This is a genomic window from Methylocystis sp., assembly GCF_051061225.1.
GTDB lineage: Bacteria > Pseudomonadota > Alphaproteobacteria > Rhizobiales > Beijerinckiaceae > Methylocystis.
Genome location: NZ_JBPFEB010000147.1, coordinates 1 through 24,859, shown reverse-complemented (window position 1 = coordinate 24,859; position 24,859 = coordinate 1). Strand labels below are relative to the sequence as shown.

Sequence of the window (24,859 nt, the reverse complement as noted above, 5' to 3'; positions counted from 1 at the left end):
GGCGGGACGCTATCGCCGCCCGTAGTCGACGTTCACCCCGAAGGACTGCGCCAGAAACAGCGCGCCATGGATGAGGCCGGCGTTGTCGATGCCATGGCCCAGCGCGGCGGACATGTGCCATTGGGTCGGCACGCCCATGTCGGCGAGCGAGTTGGCGGAGAGCAGCAGCGCCTCCGCGGGAATGAGTTCGTCCTCTTCGCCATGCACCAGCAGCACCGGGGGCGGCGGGTTTTGCGGCGGACGCTCGGAGCCCGGCTGCGCGGCGCCGAGCACATGAATGCCGGAATAACCGAGAATGGCGCGCGGCGCGACGCGACGGCGCAGGCCCGTGTGCAGGGCCATCATCGTGCCCTGGCTGAACCCGACGAGGGCGAGCGCGCGCTCGTCGACTCCGCGCTTGTCCAGCTCCGCGTCGAGAAAGGCGTCGAGCGTGGGGCGGGCGGCGTTGACGCCGCGCCAGCGTTCATCGGGATCGCGTGTGAAGAGCGGAAACCACTGTCGCCCCATGGGCGACATGGCGCAGCGTTCGGGCGCATGCGGCGCGACGAAATCCGCGTCCGGGAGGAAGGAGCGCCACTGACGGCCGATCTCGATCAGATCATTGCCGTCCGCGCCAAAGCCGTGAAGAAAGACGACGAGCTGCCGGGCCTTGCCCGATTTCGCCGCCACTCTGGGTCCATCGATCGCCGCCGTCATCGTCGCGCTCCCCCTGTTGCGAGACTAGCTGTCTCGGAGGTCAGCGCGAGAAGGTCAAGAGGCGGCGTCGTCGGAGCGGCCGGGTCTCAGAAGGAATGCACGGCGAAACGCAGGATCTTGAAGGCGAAGATGAACGCGCCGGCCAGCGTGCCGTGCTTCACCATGGTCATCGCGAGGAAAATATGATCGGGCCTCATCATCTTTCATGACCTTTCATAAAGGCGCGCGCGACCTTGCGCGGACCTTGCAGTTTCCACGACGTTAAAGAGAGACGTGTTGTTCTTGCGGTCCAGGGAGTCTGCGTCTCGATCAGACCCTTGCGAAAGGCGCGCCATGCACGCCTTTATTGACTGAGCAATTTCGTCGCACCCGCTCGCGGGGCGGCGTCGCTCCGTGCTCAAGACCTGCGGACGAGGTAGCTTCGAGCAACTCCATTTGCAAGCGAATGCCTTCGCGATCGGGCCTTTCGCGACAATATGTCACTTCGCGGGGACGAGACCCCGCGACGCTTCGGAAGGTCAGGGTTTCATGCCCAAAATACTGATTCTGGCTGGCCTCGCGCTGATCGGGCTCGGACGGATGTGGATGCGCGGCGAAGGTCTCGGACCTGGCCGCCGCATTGGCCGCCTGCCCGGCGATGTCATGGTCGAGCGCGGCAATGTGCGCATTTGTTTTCCACTTGCGACCTCGCTGGCGCCGAGCGTCGTGCCGGGCGCGCGGGTCTGGCGCCTGACCCGGCGACGCGTCGCGCCCGGCGCCTGGCGTTGGTCTTTTCAAGCTTGACCGTGTAAAGCTCCGCGCAACGGGCAGGACAAGGGTCCCGGCGCGCGACGCCGGGCGCGTCGTTCAGGGAAAAACGCCAATGAGGTTCTTTTCGACCATCCTGCGCAAATGGCTTGCGCCGGTTGTCGGCGCCTGTCTCGTTCCCACGCTCGGCCTCGCGCAGGCGTCGAAGCCGCAATATACGTCGCTGCAGGATTGCAGGACGGTCAACCGGCTGAAGCTTCCCAACCGTGTCGTCGACGCCGGCGTGTTCCGCTGCAAGGGCGCTGGCGGCTATGCCGTTTACGTTGTCGAGGACGACCCCCGGAGCTTCCTCGTTCTCGAACGCGCGAAGAAACTCTTCTCGCTCGAAGCGCCCATGGTCGCGGCCTTCACGCTGGGCGATTTTCCGAACGTCTCGGGGACGGCGAAAGCAGAGTGGCGCATCGACGCCTCCGGCAAGGCCGTGGCGCTCATCGTGCGCGTCGCCTATCGGAAGCCCGACACCGGCAAGGCCGCGTCGACCCTTCTCGTGTTCGATCTGCGCGGCGACGCGCCGGCTCTGGTCGGCTCCGCCGCGACCAATGAAGACGCGCGCAGTCTCGCCGACGCGGCTCCGGCCCAGGCCGACGAAGAAGCGCTCTCGCGCGCCTGCAACGCCATCTACGCCGAGCTGTGCAAGGATTTTCCGGCGGGGCCGGAGAGGCTCGGCCGCTGCTACGACAAGCGGCCGGCGATCGCCGACAAGGTTCCGGCCAGATGCGTCGCCGATTTCCAGACGAATATTGAAAACTACCACCAGGCCGTCGGCGGCGCCCGATAGGCCCGTTGTCTTTTGTCGACCACGCTCAGGAACAACCCCCCGTCGCCTCTCGTTGATCGGTCACGCGAAACAAAGGGCGGCGCGGGCCGAGGGTGTCGACATGCAGATCTTCAGACGCAATCGTGAACGTGACGTGAGAGACATCGGCGGCGTCGTGTCGCAGCAGGCTTCGGCCGCGGCGGAGCAGGCGCAGCGCATGATGGACGAAGGCGTGAACCAGGCGAACCGCGCCCTGTCGGCGGCGCGCGAGCAGGGCGCGCAGCTCTCCGAAGACGCCGGGGAAGCGCTCGGCGAATGGCGGTCGTCGGTGGAGAGCGCGGTGCGCGCGCAGCCGATCACCGCGCTGGCGCTAGCCGCGCTGGCGGGGCTCGCGTTCGGCGCCTTGTTCCGGACGGGCGACAAGTCGTAAGGCTTTGTGGACAGGCGGGGCGGCGGACGTCGCCCCGCCTCCGTTTTGCGGGGGAGAGCGCGTCCTGCTAAGAGCGGCCGATGCCGCCGGATTCGACGCTCTCCACTCTCGACGCCCTTCGGCGGGGCGATCTCGCCGGCGCGCGCGAACTGCGCCTGCCCGGCCTCTCCGAATTTCCGCGTGAGATTTTTGGCCTCGCGGAGACGCTCGAACTCCTCGATCTCGGCAATGGCGCGCTGACGGCCCTGCCCGAAGACATGGGGCGGCTGCGCAAGCTGCGCGTGCTCTTTTGCTCCAACAACCGCTTCACGCGCCTGCCGCCGTCGCTGGGCGATTGCGCGGCGCTCGGTCTCATCGGTTTCCGCAAGACCGGCATGCGCGAGGTTCCAGGCGAAGCGCTGCCGCCCGCGTTGCGCTGGCTCACGCTCACCGACAATGAGATCGCGCATTTGCCTAACGCGCTCGGGCGGCGCCCGCATTTGCAGAAACTGATGCTGGCGGGAAACCGGCTGACGACGCTGCCGGATGGGCTGGCGCAGGCCGGCTCGCTCGAACTCATCCGGCTCAGCGCCAATCGTTTGGAACGCCTGCCTGTGTGGCTGCGGACCTTGCCAAGCCTCGCGTGGATATCGTGGAGCGCGAACCCTTGCGCGGCGGAGCCTGCGCCCGCGCAGACGCGGCGCGCGCTCTGGCCGCAACTGGAGATTGGCGGGCTTCTGGGCGAAGGCGCCTCGGGCCGCGTGCACCGCGCCGAATGGCGCATGGAGGGCGGCGTCGACGCGCAGCCGGTGGCGCTGAAACTCTTCAAGGGCGCCATGACGAGCGACGGCCTGCCCGCCCATGAAATGGCCGCCTGCCTCGCCGCCGGCGCGCATCCCAATCTAACCTCGGCGATCGGCCGCCTCGCCGGCCATCCGGACGGAGCGGAGGCGCTGCTCCTGCCGCTCCTGCCGGCGCATTGGCGTCCGCTCGCCGAGCCGCCCAGTCTCGAAAGTTGCAGCCGCGACGTTTACGATCCGCGGCTGCGCCTCGGCGCCGGCGCGGCGCGGCGCCTGCTGCGCGGGATCGCCGGCGCCGTCGCGCATCTCCACGCGCGCGACCTGCTGCATGGCGATCTCTATGCCCATAATATTCTCTGGGACGGAGACGCGGGCGAGGCGATCCTGAGCGACTTCGGCGCCGCCTCCGCCCTTGCTCCCGGCGATGATAATGCGGACTGGCGCCGCATCGAGACCCGCGCATTTGGCCTGTTGATGATGGAAGCGCTGGATCGCTGCGCCGAGGCGGCGCAGCTTGCCGGCCTCAGGGAACTGGCGCGCGTCTGCGTTCAGCCGGACACGCGCGCCCGACCGCTCATGGCCGACGTCTTGCGCGCCATCTAGAAACGGCGCGCGCCCGCCCACCGGCGTGACGCGCGCGTCGCTTACTCGTCGTCGTCGCCGGAGTCGTCGTCGCCCCCATCGTCGTCGTCGCCGGAGTCGTCATCGTCCCCGTCGTCATCATCGTCGTCCGACTCGTCATCGTCTCCGTCGTCATCCTCATCCGAGTCGTCGTCTTCGGAGTCGTCTTCCTCCTCGTCCTCGCTCTCCTCGTCGTCTTCGTCCTCTTCACCCTCGTCCTCGTCCTCGTCCTCCTCGTCCTCCTCGTCCTCTTCCTCCTCTTCGTCGTCCTCTTCTTCTTCGGATTCCTCGTCTTCCTCTTCTTCCTCGGATTCTTCCTCGGTTTCCTCTTCGCTCTCTTCTTCCTCTATCTCCTCGCTCTCTTCCTCGGTTTCGAACGAGACGTAGCTTTCGCTCTCCTCAATGTAAGTGAATTCGCTTTCGATGCTCTCGTAGAATTCGACATAGTCGCCGATCAGATCGCTCGAATAATGAAAATCGTCGTCGCCGCCGAAGAAGCTCAGCTCGATCCAGTCATAGGCCGTGGCGAGATAGGAGTTGATCCGGGCGTGGTCGACGTGGCGCAGCAGCGGCCGGTCGTCGGCGATCCAGCTTTCGGAGGGGTCCGGCAACTGGTCCTCGCCGCGCAGCATCCAGCAGTCGCCGCCGTTGAGCTTCTCACTCATGAGGTAGTTGTAGGGCATGTAACAATAGCCGCCATCGCCCCAATCCGCGCCCCAGGAGTTGCGAACGATGAAAACCTTGTCGACATCCGAATAGCCGACGCAGAGCATCGCGTGCCGGCCGTGCTCTCCGCGGGCGACAGCCTTCGGGTCCGGCATCGGCACGACGCCATGATGGCTGTTGCAATCGTCGAAGGATTCGAAAAGCGCGCAACCGAAGACGATCGGATATCCCTCGGCAAGGCACTGACGCCAATGGTCGAGAGTGACGTTGACCTTCTGCATGTCGAGAACGCGAAATTTCTCGGCGGCCGTATAGATGGGCTTCTTCGGCTTGTCGAGCACGGCGGTCGGCTCGTAGGGCCAGACCGTCTCGTCGCAGGCGCCGAAGCTCTGCAGGCTCTCCATTCCGTATTGAATGACGCTGCCGCAATCCTCGCGCTGCTCGCCGTTGCGCCAGCGCGCATTGTAGTAAATGAACAGCCGGCTGAGATCGACATGCGCGCCGGTGTGCTTCTTGATCAGATATTCATAGGCGCCGGCGATGGCGTTGGCGGTGCAGGACTGCAGCGGCCCCTGATCTTCAACGGGCGTCATGTGCCGCCGCAGATCGACCTTGCGCGGCGGCGTCAAATCGAGAGTCGGACTGTAGACTTTGGCCTCGGGATTTGGCGACGCAAACTGATAGCCGCTCTTCCTTATCGACATGCCTGGCGCTCCTTGTCTTGACCTTGGCTGTTTCGAGAGGATGCAGCGCCGGGGCGAAGCCGCAAGCCCGCCGGTCGTGAGAGCGTCCGGAAATCGTCTTTTTATCCTGCATGAAAATGCGGCAGCCCGGTCGGGCGCACAGCGAATAGCCAATCGCGCCGGCACGTATTTTCCACAACTGGCGCAGGGTGGCCGTCAGCGTATCGTGCTGTTGCGCAAGCGAAAGGACGACAAGAGCCTGCTGCGCGGTCTGCAGGGTGGGCAGACGAGGGACTGGCGATCCATCCGCCCGGGAGGGGGATGGATCGCCAGCCGGAACAGCCGAAGGTTGTGGAGCGTCAGCGCTTCAACTGCGCCAGCGCGAGTTCGAGCGGCTCGGTGGAGAGCTGGATCAGGCCCCGGAACGGCATGTCCAGCTCGAGAATGAGATAGATCGCCGCCGTGACCGACGCCGCGGCGACCAGCAGCGAGACGAGAACGGTCGCATGCATGGGCGCCGTCAGTCCGAAACTGAAGAAGATCCCCGAGAGCCAGAACAGCAGCACCGCCAGCAACGGCCATTGCAGACTGGTGCTCAGACTCTCGTAGACGTCGAGCCGCAGGCCGGCAATCTCGCTGATGAGGGTCAAGGCCGTGGTCTTGAGCCAGGTCTGGTCGTCATTCTCGGGCCGCAGCGTGAGGATCTTGCCCTGGATCTGATCGATCCCCACCCCCATCCCGACCTTGTCGGCCTCCACGCCCTGCTCGTGCACGGTCCGCGCGTGCTGGATGGAGTAGGCCACCGCCGCGCGCAAGTCCTTGCGGATGTCCGCCGTCTTTGGCCCATATCTGGCGAGCGTGCGATCCAGCGCGACGACTTTCGCGGCCGAGGCGCGGATGTCGTTGCTCTTCACGTCGAAGGAGTTCTTGGCCGAGGCCACCAGCAGCCCCACGGTGAGCGCCGTCAGGCCGGCGACGACGCTGCGGACCGCCTTGTAAGTGTCGATGGAGTCGGAATCGAGGTGATGGTCGGGCAGGCGCCTGGCCAGAAACATGCCGGCGAGCGCGCCGGCATAGATGCACAGAAACGAGATGACGCAGACCAGACCGACGTTCACAGGACTTCTCCAGGGTCGTTACAATTGGTAGCACAACCCTGACCGGCGCGCCACGCGTCGCTCCCGCGCAGGGAACCCGGACGACTGGATAGGGGAGAGGTGGCGGTCCCGACAGGATTCGAACCTGTGACCTTCGGTTTAGGAAACCGCTGCTTCGCAGCGTCACAGGGCGACGCACCCCGACAATTGAACATCACGCAACCACTGGATTTGCTTGATTTATGCGCTTGGCTCCCTACCTTTGCGACAGACCCCGACACACGGCGACAATCGCAGACAGCTGCCAATTCTTACTTTCACCTCTTACCTTCAGGCGGGTCGGTCGGCGAGACGGGAGCATCGAACCATGCAAACGGAAGCGAAGGCGAAGCGGCCCGCAATCGCCACGGTTAAGGAAGTTGACGCGCTAAAGCCGGAAGCCAAAGAGTTTGCCGTGAAGGACGCCAAGACAGAGGGCTTATGGCTCACAGTCAAGCCTTCGGGCGTCAAGTCATGGGTGCTTTTCTATAGCTTTGCAGGAAAACAAAGGAAGCTCACGGTCGGGCCGTTGCCGCTTGCTGATGCCCGAAAGAAGGCGGCAGAGGCGCGAATCCTGATCGCCGAGGGGATGGACCCGGCTCGCGCCAAGAAAGCTTATAAGGCCGCGCAGACCGCGCGAGCCCAGAAGAGGCGGACCCCGGCGCTGATCGAAGGGACCGCGACATGTGGAGGCGACACGCCCATGGATGGCGGCGCGCCCCCTGCCCTTGAGCATGTCCACGATCGAATCGAGGACGTGGTGTCCCGTTTCGTCGAAGAACATGCTAAGGTCAAGACGCGCGACTGGAAAGAGACCGCGAGGCTTCTGAATAAGAATGTCGTCGAAGCTTGGCGGGGGCGGCGACTGTCCGAACTTGAGCCGGACGATTTTTACGAGCTGCTCGATGAGATTGCCGAACGCGCCCCCATCGGCGCAAACCGGGTCCATGCCCAGCTTTCGGTCATGTGCCGCTGGGCGTCGGGCCGCAAGGTCAAGTTGATCGAAACCAATCCCTTCGTTGGGATTGAAAAACCAACTGACGAAAAGGGGCGTTCTCGCGACCGCGTGTTGACAGACGCAGAGCTTCGCCTTGTCTGGCTGGCAAGCGACAGCTTGGACTTTCCTTTTGGGCCAATGGTCAAGTTACTGATATTGACGGGCGCGCGGCGAAAGGAGGTCGCGGGGCTGACTTGGGATGAAATAGACGCGGGCAACGCGCTCGAATGGACCGTGCCGGGCTCGCGCACCAAAAACCGCCATCCTTACATCGTCCCGATCAGCGGGGCCGCGTTGGACGTGTTGCGCTCCCTGCCGCGCTTCGAGCGGCGACACGGCCGGACCGACTTCGCGCTCAGTCCCGGCGCGACGCCGCCAAGCGGATTCTCTCGCGCCAAGGAGCGGCTGGACAAAATTATTCTCGCCTTGCAGCGCGCCGACGATCCGAATGGCGAGCCACTGGCGCAGTGGCAGTTTCACGACCTAAGACGGACCTTTGTCACCAACCTGGCCCGCTTCGGCGTGTTGCCGCATGTCCGTGAGGCTTGCGTAAATCATGTGTCGGGCCACAAATCTGGTGTGGCAGGCGTTTACGATCGTTGGGAATATCTCGACGAAAAGCGCGTGGTATTTCGTCTTCTGGCCGAACATATCTACTCAATCGTTTCAACTGACATTGTATCCGCTTCAGGAATTGCGGAACCTGTCTGAATTAGCGAATAAGCGAACGAACTAACATCCAAGACTCGCGAGCTTGCGTATGGTTCGCGGGTTTTTTGCTGTCAGAAATTGAGCGTGATTCCAGAACGAGGGGAAATGTCTGCATAGCAAATGGGAGACTTAGGCAAACGAAGAAAAGATTTCGCGAAAACCGAAGTTGCGTAGCCAAAAATCGATTTAGCAATTTTCAAAATGAAATTAGCATCAACGTGATTATTCCAAAATCAGGGGCAAGCGTAAGCCTGTGCGCGATTATTCTAGCAAAAGCAGAATAATGCTGTTGAAAGGTCGCTGTTAGTGACCCTTCTATAATAAGCAAGTCGCCCGCCACGGCGCGCGGCGGCGAAACCATCCAAATTGGATAAATGGAATGAGCCTCGAACACGCGCCTTCGCGTCAAAAGCGCACTGGACTTGTCGGCGGCGAGCGACTGGTCAAAATCCGCGATGCAGCTGCGATGTTGGGCTGCGTGACCATTGCGAACAATCGAACGGCTGGCCTTGCGCGACCCGACATTTCCGAAAATCCGCTACATCGCTAATCGGCGCTATCTGGAACACGGCGAATTGACAGCATTCATCGCAAATCGTCCCACCGCGCCGGAAGAGACACCCGTCGATTGAACTTGATGGTGGCCGAACGGTCGCGTTCGCAGCGCAACCGGCGCTCGCCGCAGGAGCAGTCGTGATAGGCCGCGACGTTCTGACCCCTGCGGCAATCGCTCCCTCAAATTGTGGGGGAAGCCGTTACTTGGTCTCGCGCCGCAGGCGTTTTCAAAAGTCGATTGAGCCTTTGATATTTTCCAAGGTCGAGGCACAGCTATGAGCCCCCCGTATGAACGACTACAGCCCCGCCGAGGGTGCGGCAGGGCTGTCGGTCGAGGTTATAAAAATGAACGCACCTACGATTATAGAAGCGCCGCAACGCCCGGCAAGGGCGTAGAGACGGTTTGCGCCGTCGCGCGCCATGACACTAGCCGCACCTTCCGCAACCCGCATCCAGTGCCGCCGCAGGGAGGCCCTGCGGCCATCGCCGCACGCCAATCACGGCATCCCCACCCACGCTGGGGAGGCTGAGTCATGGGCGAAGCGCAACACTTTTCCTCGCTCAACAGCGCCATCAAAATGGACGCGGCACTGTTCTACGCGTCGCTTGGCTTCCATGTCTTCCCGCTGCATTTCATGCGCGCCGATGGCTGTTGTTCATGTGGCAAGCCTGATTGCGCCAATGCTGCGAAACATCCGCTTACGCGATACGGCCAGAATGACGCTTCCACTAACGTGAGCCGCATCCGCTATTGGTGGACCCGATGGCCGAGCGCGAACATTGGCTTGCATTGCAAACGCAGCGGACTCGTCGTCATTGACATTGATCCGCGCAACGGGGGCGACGTGACTTTCACCGCCTTGGAATCGGCCCATGGCGACATTGCCTCGCCATTAACGTCGAACACGGGCGGCGGCGGCAAGCACATTCTGTTTGCGGCTCCCGACTATGTGGCGAGAATTCCCGGCGCTCTTGGCGACGGAGTCGATGTAAAGCACAACGGCTACATCATTCTGCCGCCGAGCAATCATAAGAGCGGCGGACATTATCAATGGGCTGACGGCGCGCGCTTCACCGCGCTTCCAGTCCTGCCGGAGTGGGTTGCGACTCCTATTGTCGTCGAGCGCAAGGAAAGACTCTCGACCGATAACATGGAATTCGAATTCGCCGAACTGTGCGAAGCCGTCCTCTCGTTGCCATCATATTCATATGACAATTACCATGAATGGGTTCATAACGGCATGTCGATCTATCATGCTTCGGACGGTAGCGATGATGGATACGATCTGTTCGACGCATTCAGTCAACAAAGCGAAAAATATAACGGGCCGCTCGAAACGATCCGAAAATGGGAGAGCTTTGGCGACTTCCATAACAATCCCCGCACCGCCAACAGTATTTACAAGGTTGCGCGCCAATATGGCTGGAAGCCATGGGACGAAACGCCAGAGCCATGGAGCATCGCGGACTTTGAAAATACTGACGCGCAGACTGTTCTGTGTGCTGCGTCGCTTGCTGTTGAATCAGCGCCGATTGGGGACCGCATAACGCTTCGCCGCTATTGCAAATTAGTGGCTTGGGAAGTGGCTCTCGAAAATCTGGACGAACAGACCGCGCGCCAAGTAATTGGCGACGCCGCTTCGAGTATCGGCATTGGCCGCGATGAATTCCGGCTGATATTCGACGGCGCGCTCCGATGGCAACGGAAAGAGTTGGCGATCAGGAGGTTCCTAGAGGAAGACGAATGCTCGCGCATCTCGCTCAACAAAAAAGAAAGAGAATATCTGGAGCGGCGGTCATGACACAGGGGGCGGACTACATCAAGGAAATCGCGTCAATCGCTAAAGCGGGCGAAATGTATCGCGAGGCAAAAATCAAATTCGTCGCGGAGACGTTCCACAAGTCGGAAGATGAAGTGCGCGCCGCAGTGGATAAGGCGCTAGAGGTTTTGAAAGGCGGCAACGGACAGAACAAGTCGCCTGACGAATATCAGAAAAGGTTTCAAGAATTCGCCGCGCAACCGAGTCATGTTCGCGGTTCTCGTTTCAAGAATTTTCTCAACTTCGCCAATGGTTGCGGTATTGATCGAGAGACGGTTGAAAAGCAACTTCGCGACTATGACCGCAAGTTATGCAAAGTCGCAATCGTTTGCGCCAAGGATATAAAGCCGGAACCCGTCAAATGGTTGTGGAAAGGTTGGCTTGCGCGCGGAAAAATAGAAATCGCCGCCGGAACGAAAGGCGACGGTAAGACAACCCTCGGCCTTTCGCTTGCGTCAACCGTTTCGTGTGGCGGCAAGTGGCCGGACAGCACAATTGCCGAAATGGGCAAAGTGCTGATTTGGAGCGGCGAAGATGGCGCGGCGGATACGATCATTCCACGCTTGATTGCTATGGGCGCGGACCTAAACAACATATTTATTCTGTCCACTGTGACCGAACGCGACGGCGAAAAGCGGCCATTCGATCCGTCAACCGATCTTGCCGCGCTTGAAGATACAATCGCAAGAATTGGCGGCGTCGATTTAGTGATAATCGACCCGTTCGTTTCCGCTGTCACGCGCGGCAAGAACTCGCATAACAATGCAGAAACCCGCCAGGGTTTGCAGCACGTCGTGGATTTTGCCGAGAAGCACGATTGCGCCGTGCTTGGGATTCATCATTTAACTAAGGGAACAGTTGGCCGCGATCCTTTAGACCGAGTGACCGGAAGTCTGGCGTTTACGGCGCTTGCGCGCATCGTGCTTGCGACAGTCACAAGGAAGGAAAGCGAAAGCGAAGGTCCGCCGCGCATGTTGCTGCGCGTCGCCAGCAATTTGGGGCCAAGCGGCGGAGGCTTTGGCTATGACATTGAAATGACGATCCTGCATGAACCGGCAATCGAAGTCTCTCGCATCAAATGGCTGGAAGAAGTGGAAGGCGACGCACACGAACTGATGGCCGAAGCGGAGGAAGTGAAAGATAAATCGGATTCGGCGCTCGCGAAAGCGTGCGAGTTCCTGCGCGAGATTTTGAAAGTCGGGCCAAAATCGGCAAAAGAAATGGAAAGGCGCTTTGCGGATGCAGGACATTCAGAAAAGACAATCAGGCGCGCGAAAGCCGAATTGAAGATAAAGTCGTTCAGGAATAAGACGACGCCGGAGGTGTGGATGTGGACTTTACCTGAGCATGAACCGTTTTGAGCTACAACTGCGCAAAAGGGGAGAAGGTGGCCAACCTCTACGACACCAAATGATGGCCATCTTGACCATCTTCCATAAAAACAACAACTTATATTGGCCATCTTTGAAAATGGCCATGGCCACCTTGGCCACCTTCTCAATTTCTCCCGGAATTCCGGGAAGATGGTCAAGATGGCCAACTTTTTGTGTCAGGAAATTTGGCCATCTTGCAACATCGCTTTGGACTCATCTAGTCTTAATGACCGCGTCATTGGAACTTCGATCTCAAAGCGTCGCCGATCGCCGCGCACATAGCCGCCCGGTCCGAAGCGGGGAGGTCTACTAGGACCTTCTCCTGCTGATTTATTAGGTAAGTAACCACCCCAGGTGTTTTATAGGGTTTCAAGATTCTAGCATACAGGACACGCTTCTGCTCTTCTGAAATCGGGCTGCTGCAAACCTTTGCAGATGCTAAAAGGGTGATTGCCTCCCCGGCAGATTGCAAAAGGGTGATTGCCTCTTTTGCATCTCCCATCGCCTGATTTAGCTGTTCGCTTGCTGTAGGTCCCACGGTAAAGGGAAATCGGGCGACATATTCCTTACTGCCGTCGTCGCTGAGCGCCTTGACGATGCCGATATACTTACCCTCATTCGCGAAATTATGATCGAAGGTGAGCGTGCCGGTCTTGTACTTCTTCGGTGCCGAATAATATTCGGTGTTCGCCTCCATGTTCTCGCGGTCGTCCTTCTGGCCGACGTCCCGAATAACGCGCATCTCGAGATTCATTCGGCGCAATTCGTCCTGCTGCGCGGCGAGCGTGATGATGGTGGGACCGGCGTCCGGGATGTCGTCACAGAACTGATCGCGCGACTTCAGGGGCTGATAGCCGGTGAAGCTCATCGTGTCCGGCCCGATTTTCATCAGGCACTGCCCCTGGTTATAGCCGACGTCGCCATGGGCGTGCGCCTGTGCAACCCAACCAACCGTCGCGATGGTCAAGGCGACGAGGAAGCGCATCATCATTTTGGTTCCTCCCCTTGTAACGATCGCCCGTCGCTTCTTAAATTTTTATTCCGCCCCATATCAACCATCTTGGGCGTAGAACGAATTTGACCACCAAGTCAGCGCGCCAAATCTCCGTTTCATCCCCCCAAACACAAACGTAACAGTTAGATATTTTTCCCGCGCTATCCTGCCCGCCTCGCGCCGCCGAGCAATCGCCCCCGACAAACAGAAGCGCTTAAGCAGTATAATTTTCTCGCCCCCCTTCGCCGCCGAGCAAGCGTGGCGACCGCCATGGGCGAGAAACCTCCCACCCATACGCGAAACGCCGATGCCAACCACACACCTACCTCTCGGGGCCTCGGGCCGCTCACGGGGCCTCTCGTTGACCCACGGTAGGATTGAGTGCTCCACTATCGCTTTGCTCAATTTTGGAATCATCCACCGCACCATTGGCCGTCCCGACAGGGCCTTTTATCGGGCCGCTTTCTGAATCCTTTGCAGATGCCTCACCAACTTCCGCTGATTCCGGACTAGCAGTCTTTTTTAGGAACATCGCAGTTGTCAAAAAGATTGACGCAACAAGGCCCAAGATTGTGAATAGATAAACATCATTAGGGTATGAAGTTGACGGCCGCAGCTTTGATCCGGCGGCGACGATCATTACCACGATCGCCATCCACCCAAAGAACAACAACGGCCTTCTCCATACCAACGCAATTTTTCTCCCACGCCAAGTTAGATATGCGATGAGCGTGGGAATTCCCAGAAGGCCGAGAACTGGAACGAAGGCCGGATGGGCTTGCTCATTCTCCCTAAGGCTAGGAATTGCGTCTCCGAGAAAGCGGTCTAAACCCGCCGTGAGAAACATACCGATGAAACTCATTAAAACCCACGCAAGTCCTTTGTTCGCCAACAAAATTAGAGAGTTCCGTGTGAACAGCGGTTTTCTCGCGCGACCCAGCATCTCTTCCATTACCTCGTTGCTGGAAGGCTCGGTGAGCCGTGCTTCGCGCATCGGTTCTTCCGAAGGCTTTGAAGAATTCGTGGCGGAGTCGTTCGCTTTGCCTTCAAGAGTTCCCCCTTTTGAGGCGGCTTCAAGCATTGCGAGGGAAGGAAAAATAACGTCAAGCGGTTTTCTCGCGCGACCCAGCATCTCTTCCATCACCTCGTTGCTGGAAGGCTCGGTGGGCCGTGCTTCGCGCATCGGTTCTTCCGAAGGCTTTGAAGAATTCGTGGCGGAGTCGTTCGCGTTGCCTTCAAGAGTCCCCCCTTCTAATGCGGCTTCGAGCATTGCGAGAGAAGGAAAAATAACGTCTCTGTCTTTAATATTTGCACAATATTGGCCATCGCGCGTGCGCCAGTATGGCGTGCCAGAGATTACGCCTTCGGCGTGGATTGGGCGTTCACGGTTTTCGAGACTTTCGGGGTTCAGTGCATCTTTCTCGTCGGCCCCCGACCGAAGACTCGAAAAAGAGGCTCGCTAATCAGAGGAGACCTTTCACGTTTATGGCCAGCACTACCGCACGCCATGACCAATGCGACGAACCATCCGATGACTGACCAGCCAAACAGAAGATTTAAAAGGAATATTCCGTCCTTATTTGAAGTGTTTCTTTTATACGCGACATACGCTGGGAGAAAATACACGAAAACAAAAATTGCTATTTCGATCCAAACTGTCTCCTCGTTTGCAGGATCGGCGTTTGTAGTAGCAGCATTCACGAGCGCAAGGCCCGCGGTGCTGAAAACGACAGTCAACAAAACTGTCATTAAAGGCGCGAGCTTTACCAGCATGACTGGTTACTCCGGCTTAGGGGAGCTATTCGCTTAGTCTAGGGGAGTTTGGGCGAGCTTCAAAAAGTTAAGGGGCGGGCAAAACTCACGCTCAAGTGAGATATTTTGACCGCAAAACAGATAGATTGACGCTCTATTTTTTCTCCTGTTGAGCATAACCCACGCCAACCCTACAGGCCGCGCCGAGCGCTCAACCCTCACCGGGGGTCAAATGCGGCCCAGCAGCCCCGGATTTGGGTTAGCACCTGTTAACACATCCGGTGCGGATTCTCCGAAAACACTCGCTGATTCAGCCTTGTCTCAGGTCTTTCGGCTGACTATTTGGCTAGAAGGTAAGAGCAAGAATCCTCAAAAAGTAAGAAAGCGCCCGGATTAGGGCCTCTTTGGGAAGTCTTGAATGGACGCCCGCGATTAAGTTCCGAAGATGACCTTCGAGAGTTCACACAGAGAACCGCAGATCGAACCGCGCTGGTCGGGGAGAAAGGATAAGCGCGCTCGCACGCCAATTGCGAATGGGACGCGTTTGATTATGGCCGATGGCAGGAGCTTGTGGGCCAAGCGGTTCACTGAGATTTGCAGCGCCCATTGTGCGGACCTTGGCGGCTTCGACAACCTGAGCCAAGCCGAATTGGCGATCATCAAGCGAGCGGCTACGCTTCAAGTTGAACTTGAAGCGTTAGAAACGCGCCTCGCCAATGGCGAGGGAAAGATTGACCTTGTGGCCTTTGCGCAAATCTCCAACGGGATGCGCCGCCTTCTGGAGACAGTCGGAATTCGCCGCCGTCCCCGCGATTGCACGCCTAACCTCGCCGAAATTGTCGCCAGCCATCATAACGACGCCGAGATGATCGACGCCCGCGCCGAACAATCGCGCGTTGACGAGATGGTTGAGCAGGGCTGCGACACACGCGCCGAAGAGTCCTCCGTTGAAGAGGACACGCCGTGAACATCGTCGAAGCCTGCAAGCATCCCGACCTATTCGGCCCGCTATTCAAGAATGCATCATGGCGCGCATGGATGACCTTGTTGCGCGCGTTGTTCGCGATTCCCATGGCGAAGGACGATCTTGCGCTTTATCAGGATTGCACGGGGCGCACGACGTGGCCGAAAAAGCAATTCAAGGAAGCGTTCCTGATCTGCGGGCGCCGTGCTGGCAAATCCTTTTGCATGGCTGTTATCGCCGTCTTTCTCGCATGTTTCTTCAACTATCGCCCTTATCTCAACATCGGTGAACGCGGCACGCTTATGGTCATTGCCGCCGACCGCAAGCAGGCCCGCACCATCATGCGTTACATTCGCGGCTTGCTGCAAATCCCGGCGCTCGCCAAAATGGTGGACAATGAGCGCGCCGAGTCCTTCGATCTTAATAACATGGTCACGATTGAAATTCCACCGCTTCATACGCCACAACGAGAGGATATTCCGTTGTCGCAGCGTTGGTGGACGAAATTGCCTTCGCCGGGCAGGACGATAGCGCTCTGTCGCCTACCGAACTTTTGCGCGCCCTGCGCCCCGCGATGGCGATGATTCCCAACGCCATGCTGATATGCGCCAGTTCTCCCTACAGCCGCAGCGGGCCTCTATGGACGGCATTCGATAAACATTTCGGCAAAGACGGCTCAAGCGTCTTTGTCTGGCGCGCCCCGACTCGCACTATGAATCCTCTCATTCCGCAATCGTTGGTTGACGAAGCGATAGAAGAGGATCACGAAGCGGCAAAGAGCGAATTCCTTGCGGAATTCAGGAATGACGTTGCCTCATATATTGATCGTGACGTTGTTGAAAACGCCGTCTTGCGCGGCGTCTATGAAGTCCCTTTCTTTCCGGGGCGGCAATACTTCGCCTTTGTCGATCCGAGCGGCGGACATAGTGACAGTTTCACAATGGGCATTGCCACAGGCAAAGAAGAATGCGGTGTTCGTTCCGCGCAACTCGTCTGCGTCCGTGAATTCAAGCCTCCGTTCATTCCATCGGAAGTGATCGAAGAGATTGCCCTGACGATCAAAAATTATTGCGTTTACGAAGCAACGAGCGACCGCTATGCGGGTGAATTTCCCGTTGAACAGTTCCGCAATTTTGGCGTGACGATCAATCCATCTGAAAAGAGCAAGAGCGAAATATATCGTGACGCATTGCCGTTGCTGAATTCCGGTCGCGTCGAATTACTCGACAATCAGCGCCTCGTTAACCAGATTTGCGGACTCGAAAGACGCGTGGCGCGTGGCGGTCGCGACTCGATAGATCACGCCCCAAGCGGGCATGACGACGTTGCGAATGCCGTATTAGGGGCACTCGTTTTAGCAAGCGGCATAACAGACACGTTCAATCTCGACGAATGGCTGAGATGTTGGGACCCGACTCGACTCACTTATGCCGAAGAACGTGAAATGTTGGCGCTCGAACGCAAGAAACTCGAAGCCGAACGTCTAAAGAAAGAAGAAAACGAAGCACAAGAAAGGAATCCGCAATGACATATACTTCCGACTCCCGCGCCATTCGTCACTTGACGGTGGACTCCGCCGACGCCCTCGCGAACAAGTCGGGCAAGATTGGCTTTGCAATCCTGATGGATGAAAGCAATCCCGACTCCTTCGACATTGTGCCGTTGGGAAATTCCAAGGCCAACGTCCGCGAGCTTTCAGCGGAAGAACTTCAGGCGTGGCAACATGCAGGCCCCACAACGAAACGAGTCGAAGAGGGCGACGACCCGACCAATTACACCGGCAACGCGCGCATGCCGCTCGATCCTTACGAACAGGCCGCCGGGGCCAATTTCGAACGCGCCGCAGCACAGTCGCATGAAGTGACGAAGGCCGCCGGCGAGACCAAGACGCAGAAGCTCACAGGAGACGCGTTGCGCAACAAGCAGATGATGGACGCCGCCCGCGAGAGAAGCATTCGAGCTGAAGGCATTGCGCGTAATGAGCGCATCGCCGCCGCCATGAGAGCAGCATCAGACCGGCAGTGGAAGCGGAGCGCCTGACATGAGTCCAGAACGCAAGAATCTTGCCGCCGCGATCAAAGCCTATCACGTGGCGCAGCATGACGTGGAACGCGCCGAGGACATGATGCAACGCGCGTATGAGCTATCGGAAAACCTTGAATTGAAGTGCGAGCAATTCAACGGTCTTGATGAAGAAATTGCCGCCGCCAACGCCGCCAATGTCGCGCACGCCATCGAGCATGGCGAAACCAGCTTGTTGACAGAACGTCCGCAAGGCTTCGCGAGCAAGATTGTTGCCCGCGATCATGCGCTGGCGGAACTTGCTTCCGTCAATGAAGCGCTTCCTGTTCTGCAAGAGCAACTGGAAGCCGCCAAGCAGCGCCTCTATCAATGCGACGCGACCCGCGAGCTTGCCGCCGAGAAAGTCATCGTGGCGGAAGCCAATGCAATGGCCGTGGCGCATCTCGAAAAGCTGAACGAACTTCGCATCGAACACTACGTGATGAACTTCCTCGCGATGCAGCAAGTCAAGAGGGGGCCGACAGAAAGAGTCGTCACATCCGCCCCCGGCTATCTTTATGGACCAGGACCGACGCGACGCATCCAAATGTCTGAAACGGTCATATTGGCGGCGTCGGAAAACATCATCGGCACGCATGAACTGAAAAAAGGCCCGTTCCTTCGTGATGCCATTGGCGCGCAAGTGGCGAGCTATTGCGGGGCGCTGAAAGATGACGCGGGAGCAACGTTGGAAATCGAGGAACTGAAATCATGAATCAGTCGCCGCTCTTACGGATGCGGAACGTGCCCCGCGCCCCAAGGGCGGTTTTGCGCCGCGAGTCGTTCGTCCTGCATCCGGCGACACGCGACGCAGCGAGCCCTACGGGGAACTCTGCGCGGGGCCACCCCGTGGGGCTCGCATGGTTTCCGATTCCGGTTGGTCCTTGGCTGGAGTCGGAAGCGCGCGGAGCGGAATGCGCGCAACGGGGTCGACAAGTGAATGTGATGCGCGCCTGTCGGCCCCGGATGTTTCAAGAATCAGCGCCGGGTTTCGAACGTCCCTTGGCGCTGAGAGAGTCGATCGGGATAACAACGGGGTTGCTTCCTCTTCCCCTGAGTCGCCGTCCCGCTCGACTCGCAAAGCCAGAGCAAGTTTTCGACTTCCTTGCGCGGGCGACTACCATACGAGTGAACCGCAATGCAGAAGATGCAAGAATTCAGATTCGGCGCATTATGGTTCGATCAAGGAACCCGTCACCCGAAATTTCTCGGCGCCTTCAATAAGGCGGGCGTATTGATCGCCGCCCAACTTGCGGACGGTTCGATTCATTGGAGGCGTCATTGTGATGAGGCACCAGAGGGATTCGAAAAACGCGTGACGAATGATCTTCTGGACCTGATGTGCCTTGCGCTTTGCTCGTCTTTTGACTCGGCACAGTCAGTGACAGGCGGCGGACTGGTCGACTAGCATATTCGTTAAGGCGCATACTATCACCTGTTGTTCGGCCGCGCAGGCAAGCGCCTATCTCTGACCTCGGGGCGAGAGGTCTCGCAAGGAACTATCTAATTATGCATGAGTTGTTCCGGCAAACGCAAAAATCAGGTGGCAAGTGCCCCCCAGATACCAAGATAGCCAGAAATCACACACTGAGTCGTGCGATTCGCTTCTGATCCTACGCGCGCTCAGCCATGCGCTTCGGCTCTCATACGACAGGATCGCAAACGAACCGTTGTCTTCTGACTACGCGCTCTTGCTGATGCGATTGGCCTTTGCCGAAGGGATCGATAACGCCGCCGAGAGTGCATATGGTGCTTGCCCGACCACGCTCGCCCCCGAAGACTCGGCGCTGATCCAGCGCGCAATCGGACACGCCCTCCAAATCTTGTATGACCAGGCGGGGCGCGAGCCCCTGCCGGAAGGCTTCAAGGCGCTCCTTGAACAACTTGCAGCCAAGGAAGCGGCGTCGCTGCACCGATGATTAGGAGTCGGCATTGATGCGCCGTTCCGCGATTAGATGCCATCCCGACAAGCGCCGCGAAATCGCCCGCGTGGGCGAGGCGTCGGTTGCGCCTGTGAATCGCGCATTCTCGCGCGGCCCCAGCCTTGCCAGCAAGGCCGGGAAGAAGGGCGGCAAGTCGGTCGATCCTGCGGCGCGGTCATTCTCCCGCGACCACGATCTTGCCGCACGTGCGGGCCGCAAAGGGGCGGGGGTGGCGCATCGCGGCGGCTGTCAGCGGGGGAGGTGAATCGCTTTGGGAACCTTGGCTCCCCCAAGCGTCTTTTGGGCTGTCCGACAGCAATTCGGGGCGCGAATATCAGGTGCTCTTTTACACGGTGAGCCGGTCCCACCTCTCCCTGAATTCGTCTCGCAGAAATGCCGCCTTTTGTAGCCAGTGGTCTTGGTTATAACACTTCGCCCCTGCCTTTACCTCATCCGGGGTCAGTATGTAGCATACCGGGGCATCGCTGGGGGCGTTCGTGACAATCACCCACAAGTCGCCCATCAAGTCATCAAGAGAACGCTTGAGGGGAACATTGTCACATCCGGTCTGCGCCTTCACTTGAATGCCGCGGAAGTTCTTCCCGTCGGGTGAATAGGCGATTACGTCGATTCCCTTCGCGTTACGTGCGGTAGGCATAGCATTCCAGCCGAGAAGGGAGAGCTTATAACAGACGAAATACATGCCGACGTTGCCCACTATTTGGTTGGTAAGAGCCATGGTCAGACCTCGCCGTCATTGAACTTCAGTAGCATGAAATTATCTTCACCATCCAGAAATGAGCCTGCGGGAGCGCCATTGCATCGCCAGCGCCGAGAGTCGCCGGTCAGGCGTCGATTGTCGTTTGACTACCGCCCCTGCCGCCATCCCGCATCCGGTGCGCCTTTCCGCGCGGGCGTTGGCCGGTCATGTTTCACCCCCCTCCCGTTATTTTGCCCTTCACCTTGCGCGATAAGTGGCACTCACGGTGCACTACCCATTTTTCCGCCTTCGCCATTGTCAAAGGACCAGGATTTTGATCAAATTGATTTTCAACGCGATCTGTGTCCCGCTCTACGGCGGAAGTGTTAGGGGACGAATGCTAACCGCATTTGAAGAAGTTGAGGTTTATTTTGGCGAACGTTCCCAAAGGTCAACATTTTATTCCTCGCTTACATCTGCAACATTTTTTAGGTCCGAAGCCGGAAGGCCAAGTGTGGACCTTCAACAAGAATACCGGTGCGTCTTGGTCGGCTGCTCCCGAAAACACGGCACAACAAACACATTTCTATTCAGCCGAGAATGAGGATGGTTCTTATAATACAGACATTGAGATTTACCTTTCAGAAGTCGAATCCGCAGCGGCGCCAATCTATGAGCGCCTCTTAACAGGCCAAGTTCCCACGGGCCAAGACCGGGCGGACTTCGCACAATTCCTAGCTTTGATGTATCTTCGGACGCCTGCCATGCGTCGCGATTTTGCCGATTTAACGGGGAGAATGCTGCACACATTGAGTTATGCGTGGGGCGTTCATGAAAAGGCTTTCGATTCACTTACGCGCAAAATTGAACGTGAAAAGGGTCGGCAACTTCACCCGGATGAGAAGGAACGTATGCGCCAAGTCCTAATCAACCCTTCAACCTACACATTGCTGATTCGAAAGGAAGAAACACTTAGAGCACTTGCTGGGGTAGATAAACTCACTCCATTGATTTCAAATATGCAATGGACACTGTTATCAGTAACGAACGGTTATTTAATAACTTGCGATAACCCTTTGATCCGTTATGTTCCATATCAAAAAACTCATCCCGTTTATGGCGACGGCGGATTTGCGCATAAGGAGGTTGAGGTTAGTTTTCCGCTCAGTCCCAAACTTATGCTATTGATGACATGGCAGGATCGACTCCCATCTTTTATAGAAATTGGCCGTGAGCACGTAGAGCGGTTCAATGAATTAAGAGCATTTTCCGCGTTGGAGTTCCTTTATTGCCACTTGAATGATTCGCGCATTCAAAAGCTCGCAAACAAGTTTAAGGGTTCTCGGCCGCGTGTAAAGGCACATGGTTTCGGTCCAAAAACAGAGGGGCCGATTGAAGTTCCGCGACGGTGGCCGAAGCCCAAAGAGCCCGCTTAACAAACTCGCCCCATGCCGCTCGCCCGATACTGCGACCAATCCGGCCGCACATCCTCGGGGCGAGCACCGCAGGCGATGCAGCGCAGGCGGCGGCGAAGCGACGGCACTTCAACCGATCCGGCGAGCCCAGACACATCCACGCTCTCACGGCGACCGCAGGCGCAAGCGGCATCCACGCCGCTGATCCCCAGCGACCGCATGTTTGCAAGATTCATGGCTGGGCCGGTGTAGCGTGGCGCGGCATAGGGAAACATGTGCGTGGCTGAGCGATTACCTCACCCTACGGCGGCTTCGCTTCCTCGGCAATTTTCGGAGGTTCGGTTAGCCGACTCAGGGCGCTAATAGTCCTCCCCCAAGAGTCTTATCCCCAATATCCACCAGTTTCTCCACATATTGCCTGCCTGTTAATATCCGACACAATATCTTGACGCTCAAGTGAGACTCGCGCAGCTTGCTTTGAACGAGCGGGCGCCGCCCGCGCGTAGCGACCAATCGTGGTTGATCTGACGAAAGGTGTAGTGGATGCAAATAGGTCACGTCATTTCCGTCTTTGGGGAGATACTGACGCAACTAGGTCAGGTGGCTATGGCCATCGGACAGCTCCTGATGGCCATAGCGCACACGACAGGTATTGATAGCTAATCGTCAAAGTCCCTCGCGAGCTGCAACTTGCGGGGGACTATTTTTTCTAGCACGGGGCTCGGGGATGGCAAATCCCACAGCGATTTTTCCCACTGCTTTAATCACTCCCGCCCCGCCGCCACGAAAGGCGCAACCTTGCCCCGCTCGCCGCGCGGGCTCTAAACTCGCGCCACCTTCCCGCCTCAACCCGTCCCCGTTGCTTGTCAAGCTATCGCCTATCTCGCTAGACCGCCGCAATACCAAGGGGGTCCACATTCGCGGAACGATAGGGGCCGGTAGGTGGTGACTCCATGAACGGGCCTTGCGCCAGCGGACCGGGGGAGCGCCCCGGCAGACTGATCGGGGGCGTAGTGCGGCGGTTTAACGCGCTCACGCTCACAGGCGCGCAACATATATATTCAATATCCCTAATAAATGGGCGGGGATTTGAAGATGACCATGATCCACGACAGCGCGCTATTGGGCGCACGGGACCTTGCGCCCCAAGACTTGGCGCTGATTGGGCGCGAAGTCGGGAGCGCCCTTCGCTGGCTATATCGCGGCGTGGCGTCCGAACCCCTGCCAGATCGTTTCGCGGCGCTGCTTGAAAAGCTGGCGGCGCAGGAGGCGCTTCGCGGCGACGATTACAGGGACAAGTTGCGCTGAGGAATTTTGGTGCAACGCCAAGCTGTTTCGCGAGTCGCTGACACTGGCGGAAGGATGTGCCCGACGCTGCAAATGCTCATGCGACGCTCTATTCGTTAACGAAACGTTGTGAGAGTAGAGAAAAGAGGCTCAGACCCACTCGTGATTGCTCGTAGCGCGCGCGTCTTCGAGAATGTTCCACGCCCAGCCAGCGACGCGTATCGCCTCTGGGTGATCAAATCCAAGCATTGTCTCGGTGGCTGTGGCCAGCATATCCACAGCATCGAGGGTGGAACCGGACTCCAACAAACCAAGGGCGCGCTCAAGCATTGCCTCATAGATCGGAATGACAGCCGGCCGATTGGAAGAAAGCGAATTATTCGGAACGTCGGCCATGTGGTCATCCCCTCGCAAACAGTCAGGGGAGTCATAGCTGGCCACCTTTGAACGGGAAATTTAGCCAAAGGCTCAAATTTTAAAGAGACAGGGGAATAGATAGGCGCGTTGCGAAAATTTAACGAAATCAGTTCGGATCAAGCGCGAGAGCGGTTTCGTTATACTTTCACGGCTCATCATGAACGCGTTTCTGCTTCCATGAGAAAGAACAGTACCAACCTATCGCCGGAAGATGAGGCGATCATCAAGCAGGAAGCGGCGAGCGCCCTTCGCTTTGCGTATCACGACACGGTTGATGAGCCCTTGCCCGAGAGGATTTTGGAGCTTCTCAAAGAATTAGCGGTGCGTTGCGGAGGCGATCTGATTACGGGGACTCGTCAGCGGCCGTGCAGTTGAATCTTCCCCAGCATTCACCAATGGCCACGTTTGCCGGACTCATGCATTTGTGTTTAGATTTTTTACAGCGACGGCGACCGAGGCGCTGGCCTTTAGGTCGAAAGCTCTGAGGGCGATTGTGCTTGCGATCGCCGCCGCAACAAGCAAACTCCTTTGCACGTGGTTCGCAGGTTGGGGGATTGCCGCGCGTATTAGGTGTCGTTTTGGAAGTCGCGTTGCATTCGAAAAGAGATGAGGTTGCGATGCCAACCCGAATGCTACAAGACTCCGACCAGCATTACGAGCTATTCGTGGAGCACCTTATTGGAAGCGCCCTCTCTTCCCTGTATGACGACACGGTTAACCAGCCATTGCCGGATCACATCCTAGCGCTGCTTGAAGAGCTTGAGGCGACGGAACTGCGTCGAGGCGAGTGTGATTAGGACGGGCTTTACGGTCGCCTTGCTGCTGATTCCGAGCCCTTATCCGCACTATCCATGTCAAACCCGGCAAGGATTGCGCGCGCCTCATTCATCGCTTCTCGGGTAGTTTCGCAGCCACTGAGGGCGTCGAACAGCGCGGCGAGAGCGTCGGCGGTAAGCGACGCGCTATACGTGAACATTGGCTTCTGCGACATGGCCTGCGGTCCTTTGTCGCTGGACTAGAGCGGGGCCAATCAGACCCTTTCATCAGATGGAAATGGACGGCCCGCCCAGCTTCAAGGCGAGCCGCCCAACGGCCCCATTGAAAAGCGCTCTTAAACAAGAGGAAGGTAGCGCGCGCCTGCCAGCTTGGAAAGGCGTGGCCGAGCCCGTGAACAGTGTTGCGGAAGAGGTTCGCGTGGCAGTTGCAAAACAGCCACACATGCTGGGGCGGCTGTCGCCCATCTCGCGTGACCGCCGCCTTACTAAGGGGGCCTACGTTTGCGGAAGGGGGAGGGGGCGGTTGAGATCGGAAGAGCG

Annotated in this window: 28 protein-coding genes; 20 read left to right on the top strand and 8 right to left on the bottom strand. The window is 58.3% G+C overall.

Annotation, left to right across the window (positions count from 1 at the left end; all coding sequences use genetic code 11):
- Window positions 1–9: 9 nt before the first annotated feature.
- On the bottom strand, window positions 10–696 hold the full coding sequence (locus tag ACR652_RS25195; RefSeq protein ID WP_434509215.1) for an alpha/beta hydrolase: 687 nt from the start codon (window positions 694–696) through the stop codon (window positions 10–12).
- 528 nt (window positions 697–1,224) lie between these two features.
- Here ACR652_RS25195 and ACR652_RS25190 point away from each other — a divergent pair.
- From ACR652_RS25190 to ACR652_RS25175, 4 genes are all read left to right on the top strand, one after another.
- The gene (locus ACR652_RS25190; RefSeq protein ID WP_434509214.1) at window positions 1,225–1,479 is read left to right on the top strand and encodes a DUF2905 domain-containing protein; all 255 of its coding nucleotides are present in this window, start codon (window positions 1,225–1,227) and stop codon (window positions 1,477–1,479) included.
- Between the two features lie 79 nt (window positions 1,480–1,558).
- Window positions 1,559–2,281: a hypothetical protein gene (locus ACR652_RS25185; protein ID WP_434509213.1), complete on the top strand. Its 723-nt coding sequence runs from the start codon at window positions 1,559–1,561 to the stop codon at window positions 2,279–2,281.
- A 100-nt stretch (window positions 2,282–2,381) separates the two neighbouring features.
- A complete protein-coding gene (locus tag ACR652_RS25180; RefSeq protein WP_434509212.1) occupies window positions 2,382–2,690 on the top strand; it encodes a hypothetical protein in 309 nt (102 codons plus the stop codon).
- 80 nt (window positions 2,691–2,770) lie between these two features.
- A complete protein-coding gene (locus ACR652_RS25175) occupies window positions 2,771–4,072 on the top strand; it encodes a leucine-rich repeat-containing protein kinase family protein (protein ID WP_434509211.1) in 1,302 nt (433 codons plus the stop codon).
- Between the two features lie 41 nt (window positions 4,073–4,113).
- Here the strand turns inward: ACR652_RS25175 and ACR652_RS25170 are convergent, their stop codons facing one another.
- Window positions 4,114–5,460, bottom strand: coding sequence for a C1 family peptidase (locus ACR652_RS25170; protein ID WP_434509210.1), 1,347 nt, complete (start codon window positions 5,458–5,460; stop codon window positions 4,114–4,116).
- A 338-nt stretch (window positions 5,461–5,798) separates the two neighbouring features.
- A complete protein-coding gene (locus ACR652_RS25165; RefSeq protein WP_434509209.1) occupies window positions 5,799–6,557 on the bottom strand; it encodes a hypothetical protein in 759 nt (252 codons plus the stop codon).
- A 346-nt stretch (window positions 6,558–6,903) separates the two neighbouring features.
- Between ACR652_RS25165 and ACR652_RS25160 the strand changes: the two genes are divergently transcribed.
- The 4 genes from ACR652_RS25160 (at window position 6,904) to ACR652_RS25145 (ending at window position 12,019) form a co-directional block, all read left to right on the top strand.
- Window positions 6,904–8,283, top strand: a complete 1,380-nt coding sequence (locus ACR652_RS25160) for a tyrosine-type recombinase/integrase (protein ID WP_434509208.1) — start codon at window positions 6,904–6,906, stop codon at window positions 8,281–8,283.
- Between the two features lie 379 nt (window positions 8,284–8,662).
- Entirely contained in the window at window positions 8,663–8,833 is a 171-nt protein-coding gene (locus ACR652_RS25155) for a hypothetical protein (RefSeq protein WP_434509207.1), read from the top strand.
- Window positions 8,834–9,371: 538 nt separating this feature from the next.
- Window positions 9,372–10,640 (top strand): bifunctional DNA primase/polymerase, encoded by a 1,269-nt coding sequence (locus tag ACR652_RS25150; protein WP_434509206.1) that lies wholly within the window; start codon window positions 9,372–9,374, stop codon window positions 10,638–10,640.
- Window positions 10,583–12,019: an AAA family ATPase gene (locus ACR652_RS25145; protein WP_434509205.1), complete on the top strand. Its 1,437-nt coding sequence runs from the start codon at window positions 10,583–10,585 to the stop codon at window positions 12,017–12,019. Before ACR652_RS25150 ends, ACR652_RS25145 begins: the two co-directional genes overlap by 58 nt.
- A 247-nt stretch (window positions 12,020–12,266) precedes the next feature.
- Here the strand turns inward: ACR652_RS25145 and ACR652_RS25140 are convergent, their stop codons facing one another.
- The 3 genes from ACR652_RS25140 to ACR652_RS25130 all read right to left on the bottom strand — a co-directional run bounded on the left by ACR652_RS25140 (window position 12,267) and on the right by ACR652_RS25130 (window position 14,774).
- Window positions 12,267–13,022 carry a hypothetical protein gene (locus tag ACR652_RS25140; protein WP_434509204.1) on the bottom strand — a complete coding sequence of 252 codons (756 nt, stop codon included), beginning with the start codon at window positions 13,020–13,022 and terminating at the stop codon, window positions 12,267–12,269.
- Window positions 13,023–13,371: 349 nt separating this feature from the next.
- The gene (locus ACR652_RS25135) at window positions 13,372–14,208 is read right to left on the bottom strand and encodes a hypothetical protein (RefSeq protein ID WP_434509203.1); all 837 of its coding nucleotides are present in this window, start codon (window positions 14,206–14,208) and stop codon (window positions 13,372–13,374) included.
- Between the two features lie 224 nt (window positions 14,209–14,432).
- Complete coding sequence (locus tag ACR652_RS25130; protein ID WP_434509267.1) at window positions 14,433–14,774, bottom strand: superinfection immunity protein; 342 nt, start codon at window positions 14,772–14,774, stop codon at window positions 14,433–14,435.
- 448 nt (window positions 14,775–15,222) lie between these two features.
- Here ACR652_RS25130 and ACR652_RS25125 point away from each other — a divergent pair, with 448 nt between their 5' ends.
- From ACR652_RS25125 to ACR652_RS25090, 8 genes are all read left to right on the top strand, one after another.
- On the top strand, window positions 15,223–15,744 hold the full coding sequence (locus ACR652_RS25125; protein ID WP_434509202.1) for a hypothetical protein: 522 nt from the start codon (window positions 15,223–15,225) through the stop codon (window positions 15,742–15,744).
- On the top strand, window positions 15,741–16,325 hold the full coding sequence (locus ACR652_RS25120) for a hypothetical protein (protein ID WP_434509201.1): 585 nt from the start codon (window positions 15,741–15,743) through the stop codon (window positions 16,323–16,325). The genes ACR652_RS25125 and ACR652_RS25120 overlap by 4 nt, the downstream gene beginning before the upstream one ends.
- A complete protein-coding gene (locus ACR652_RS25115; protein WP_434509200.1) occupies window positions 16,238–17,269 on the top strand; it encodes a hypothetical protein in 1,032 nt (343 codons plus the stop codon). The genes ACR652_RS25120 and ACR652_RS25115 overlap by 88 nt, the downstream gene beginning before the upstream one ends.
- Window positions 17,266–17,781 carry a hypothetical protein gene (locus ACR652_RS25110; protein WP_434509199.1) on the top strand — a complete coding sequence of 172 codons (516 nt, stop codon included), beginning with the start codon at window positions 17,266–17,268 and terminating at the stop codon, window positions 17,779–17,781. The genes ACR652_RS25115 and ACR652_RS25110 overlap by 4 nt, the downstream gene beginning before the upstream one ends.
- A gap of 1 nt (window position 17,782) precedes the next feature.
- Complete coding sequence (locus ACR652_RS25105) at window positions 17,783–18,517, top strand: hypothetical protein (RefSeq protein ID WP_434509198.1); 735 nt, start codon at window positions 17,783–17,785, stop codon at window positions 18,515–18,517.
- Window positions 18,518–18,940: 423 nt separating this feature from the next.
- Complete coding sequence (locus tag ACR652_RS25100; protein WP_434509197.1) at window positions 18,941–19,210, top strand: hypothetical protein; 270 nt, start codon at window positions 18,941–18,943, stop codon at window positions 19,208–19,210.
- 262 nt (window positions 19,211–19,472) lie between these two features.
- Window positions 19,473–19,721: a NepR family anti-sigma factor gene (locus tag ACR652_RS25095; RefSeq protein ID WP_434509196.1), complete on the top strand. Its 249-nt coding sequence runs from the start codon at window positions 19,473–19,475 to the stop codon at window positions 19,719–19,721.
- Window positions 19,722–19,737: 16 nt separating this feature from the next.
- On the top strand, window positions 19,738–19,989 hold the full coding sequence (locus ACR652_RS25090) for a general stress protein (RefSeq protein ID WP_434509195.1): 252 nt from the start codon (window positions 19,738–19,740) through the stop codon (window positions 19,987–19,989).
- Between the two features lie 81 nt (window positions 19,990–20,070).
- On the opposite strand, the gene ACR652_RS25085 is transcribed toward ACR652_RS25090, so the two are convergent.
- Window positions 20,071–20,463: a hypothetical protein gene (locus ACR652_RS25085; protein ID WP_434509194.1), complete on the bottom strand. Its 393-nt coding sequence runs from the start codon at window positions 20,461–20,463 to the stop codon at window positions 20,071–20,073.
- 392 nt (window positions 20,464–20,855) lie between these two features.
- Here ACR652_RS25085 and ACR652_RS25080 point away from each other — a divergent pair, with 392 nt between their 5' ends.
- Both ACR652_RS25080 and ACR652_RS25075 read left to right on the top strand, forming a co-directional pair.
- Entirely contained in the window at window positions 20,856–21,860 is a 1,005-nt protein-coding gene (locus ACR652_RS25080; RefSeq protein WP_434509193.1) for a DUF4238 domain-containing protein, read from the top strand.
- 1,074 nt (window positions 21,861–22,934) lie between these two features.
- Entirely contained in the window at window positions 22,935–23,147 is a 213-nt protein-coding gene (locus ACR652_RS25075) for a NepR family anti-sigma factor (protein WP_434509192.1), read from the top strand.
- Window positions 23,148–23,276: 129 nt separating this feature from the next.
- Here the strand turns inward: ACR652_RS25075 and ACR652_RS25070 are convergent, their stop codons facing one another.
- On the bottom strand, window positions 23,277–23,522 hold the full coding sequence (locus ACR652_RS25070; RefSeq protein WP_434509191.1) for a hypothetical protein: 246 nt from the start codon (window positions 23,520–23,522) through the stop codon (window positions 23,277–23,279).
- A 108-nt stretch (window positions 23,523–23,630) separates the two neighbouring features.
- Here ACR652_RS25070 and ACR652_RS25065 point away from each other — a divergent pair, with 108 nt between their 5' ends.
- Both ACR652_RS25065 and ACR652_RS25060 read left to right on the top strand, forming a co-directional pair.
- On the top strand, window positions 23,631–23,918 hold the full coding sequence (locus ACR652_RS25065; RefSeq protein ID WP_434509190.1) for a NepR family anti-sigma factor: 288 nt from the start codon (window positions 23,631–23,633) through the stop codon (window positions 23,916–23,918).
- 242 nt (window positions 23,919–24,160) lie between these two features.
- On the top strand, window positions 24,161–24,340 hold the full coding sequence (locus ACR652_RS25060; RefSeq protein ID WP_434509266.1) for a NepR family anti-sigma factor: 180 nt from the start codon (window positions 24,161–24,163) through the stop codon (window positions 24,338–24,340).
- Window positions 24,341–24,859: the final 519 nt, after the last annotated feature.

Bases quoted from the DNA above. Each gene is read 5' to 3' on its own strand.
- ACR652_RS25060 (WP_434509266.1), top strand. From the start codon at position 24,161: ATGCCAACCCGAATGCTACAAGACTCCGACCAGCATTACGAGCTATTC.
- ACR652_RS25185 (WP_434509213.1), top strand. From the start codon at position 1,559: ATGAGGTTCTTTTCGACCATCCTGCGCAAATGGCTTGCGCCGGTTGTC.
- ACR652_RS25130 (WP_434509267.1), bottom strand. From the start codon at position 14,774: ATGACAGTTTTGTTGACTGTCGTTTTCAGCACCGCGGGCCTTGCGCTC.
- ACR652_RS25190 (WP_434509214.1), top strand. From the start codon at position 1,225: ATGCCCAAAATACTGATTCTGGCTGGCCTCGCGCTGATCGGGCTCGGA.
- ACR652_RS25160 (WP_434509208.1), top strand. From the start codon at position 6,904: ATGCAAACGGAAGCGAAGGCGAAGCGGCCCGCAATCGCCACGGTTAAG.
- ACR652_RS25100 (WP_434509197.1), top strand. From the start codon at position 18,941: ATGCAGAAGATGCAAGAATTCAGATTCGGCGCATTATGGTTCGATCAA.
- ACR652_RS25150 (WP_434509206.1), top strand. From the start codon at position 9,372: ATGGGCGAAGCGCAACACTTTTCCTCGCTCAACAGCGCCATCAAAATG.
- ACR652_RS25110 (WP_434509199.1), top strand. From the start codon at position 17,266: ATGACATATACTTCCGACTCCCGCGCCATTCGTCACTTGACGGTGGAC.
- ACR652_RS25090 (WP_434509195.1), top strand. From the start codon at position 19,738: ATGCGCCGTTCCGCGATTAGATGCCATCCCGACAAGCGCCGCGAAATC.
- ACR652_RS25175 (WP_434509211.1), top strand. From the start codon at position 2,771: ATGCCGCCGGATTCGACGCTCTCCACTCTCGACGCCCTTCGGCGGGGC.
- ACR652_RS25075 (WP_434509192.1), top strand. From the start codon at position 22,935: ATGACCATGATCCACGACAGCGCGCTATTGGGCGCACGGGACCTTGCG.
- ACR652_RS25145 (WP_434509205.1), top strand. From the start codon at position 10,583: ATGCTCGCGCATCTCGCTCAACAAAAAAGAAAGAGAATATCTGGAGCG.
- ACR652_RS25195 (WP_434509215.1), bottom strand. From the start codon at position 696: ATGACGGCGGCGATCGATGGACCCAGAGTGGCGGCGAAATCGGGCAAG.
- ACR652_RS25070 (WP_434509191.1), bottom strand. From the start codon at position 23,522: ATGGCCGACGTTCCGAATAATTCGCTTTCTTCCAATCGGCCGGCTGTC.
- ACR652_RS25140 (WP_434509204.1), bottom strand. From the start codon at position 13,022: ATGATGATGCGCTTCCTCGTCGCCTTGACCATCGCGACGGTTGGTTGG.
- ACR652_RS25180 (WP_434509212.1), top strand. From the start codon at position 2,382: ATGCAGATCTTCAGACGCAATCGTGAACGTGACGTGAGAGACATCGGC.
- ACR652_RS25085 (WP_434509194.1), bottom strand. From the start codon at position 20,463: ATGGCTCTTACCAACCAAATAGTGGGCAACGTCGGCATGTATTTCGTC.
- ACR652_RS25125 (WP_434509202.1), top strand. From the start codon at position 15,223: ATGACCTTCGAGAGTTCACACAGAGAACCGCAGATCGAACCGCGCTGG.
- ACR652_RS25105 (WP_434509198.1), top strand. From the start codon at position 17,783: ATGAGTCCAGAACGCAAGAATCTTGCCGCCGCGATCAAAGCCTATCAC.
- ACR652_RS25135 (WP_434509203.1), bottom strand. From the start codon at position 14,208: ATGCGCGAAGCACGGCCCACCGAGCCTTCCAGCAACGAGGTGATGGAA.
- ACR652_RS25155 (WP_434509207.1), top strand. From the start codon at position 8,663: ATGAGCCTCGAACACGCGCCTTCGCGTCAAAAGCGCACTGGACTTGTC.
- ACR652_RS25170 (WP_434509210.1), bottom strand. From the start codon at position 5,460: ATGTCGATAAGGAAGAGCGGCTATCAGTTTGCGTCGCCAAATCCCGAG.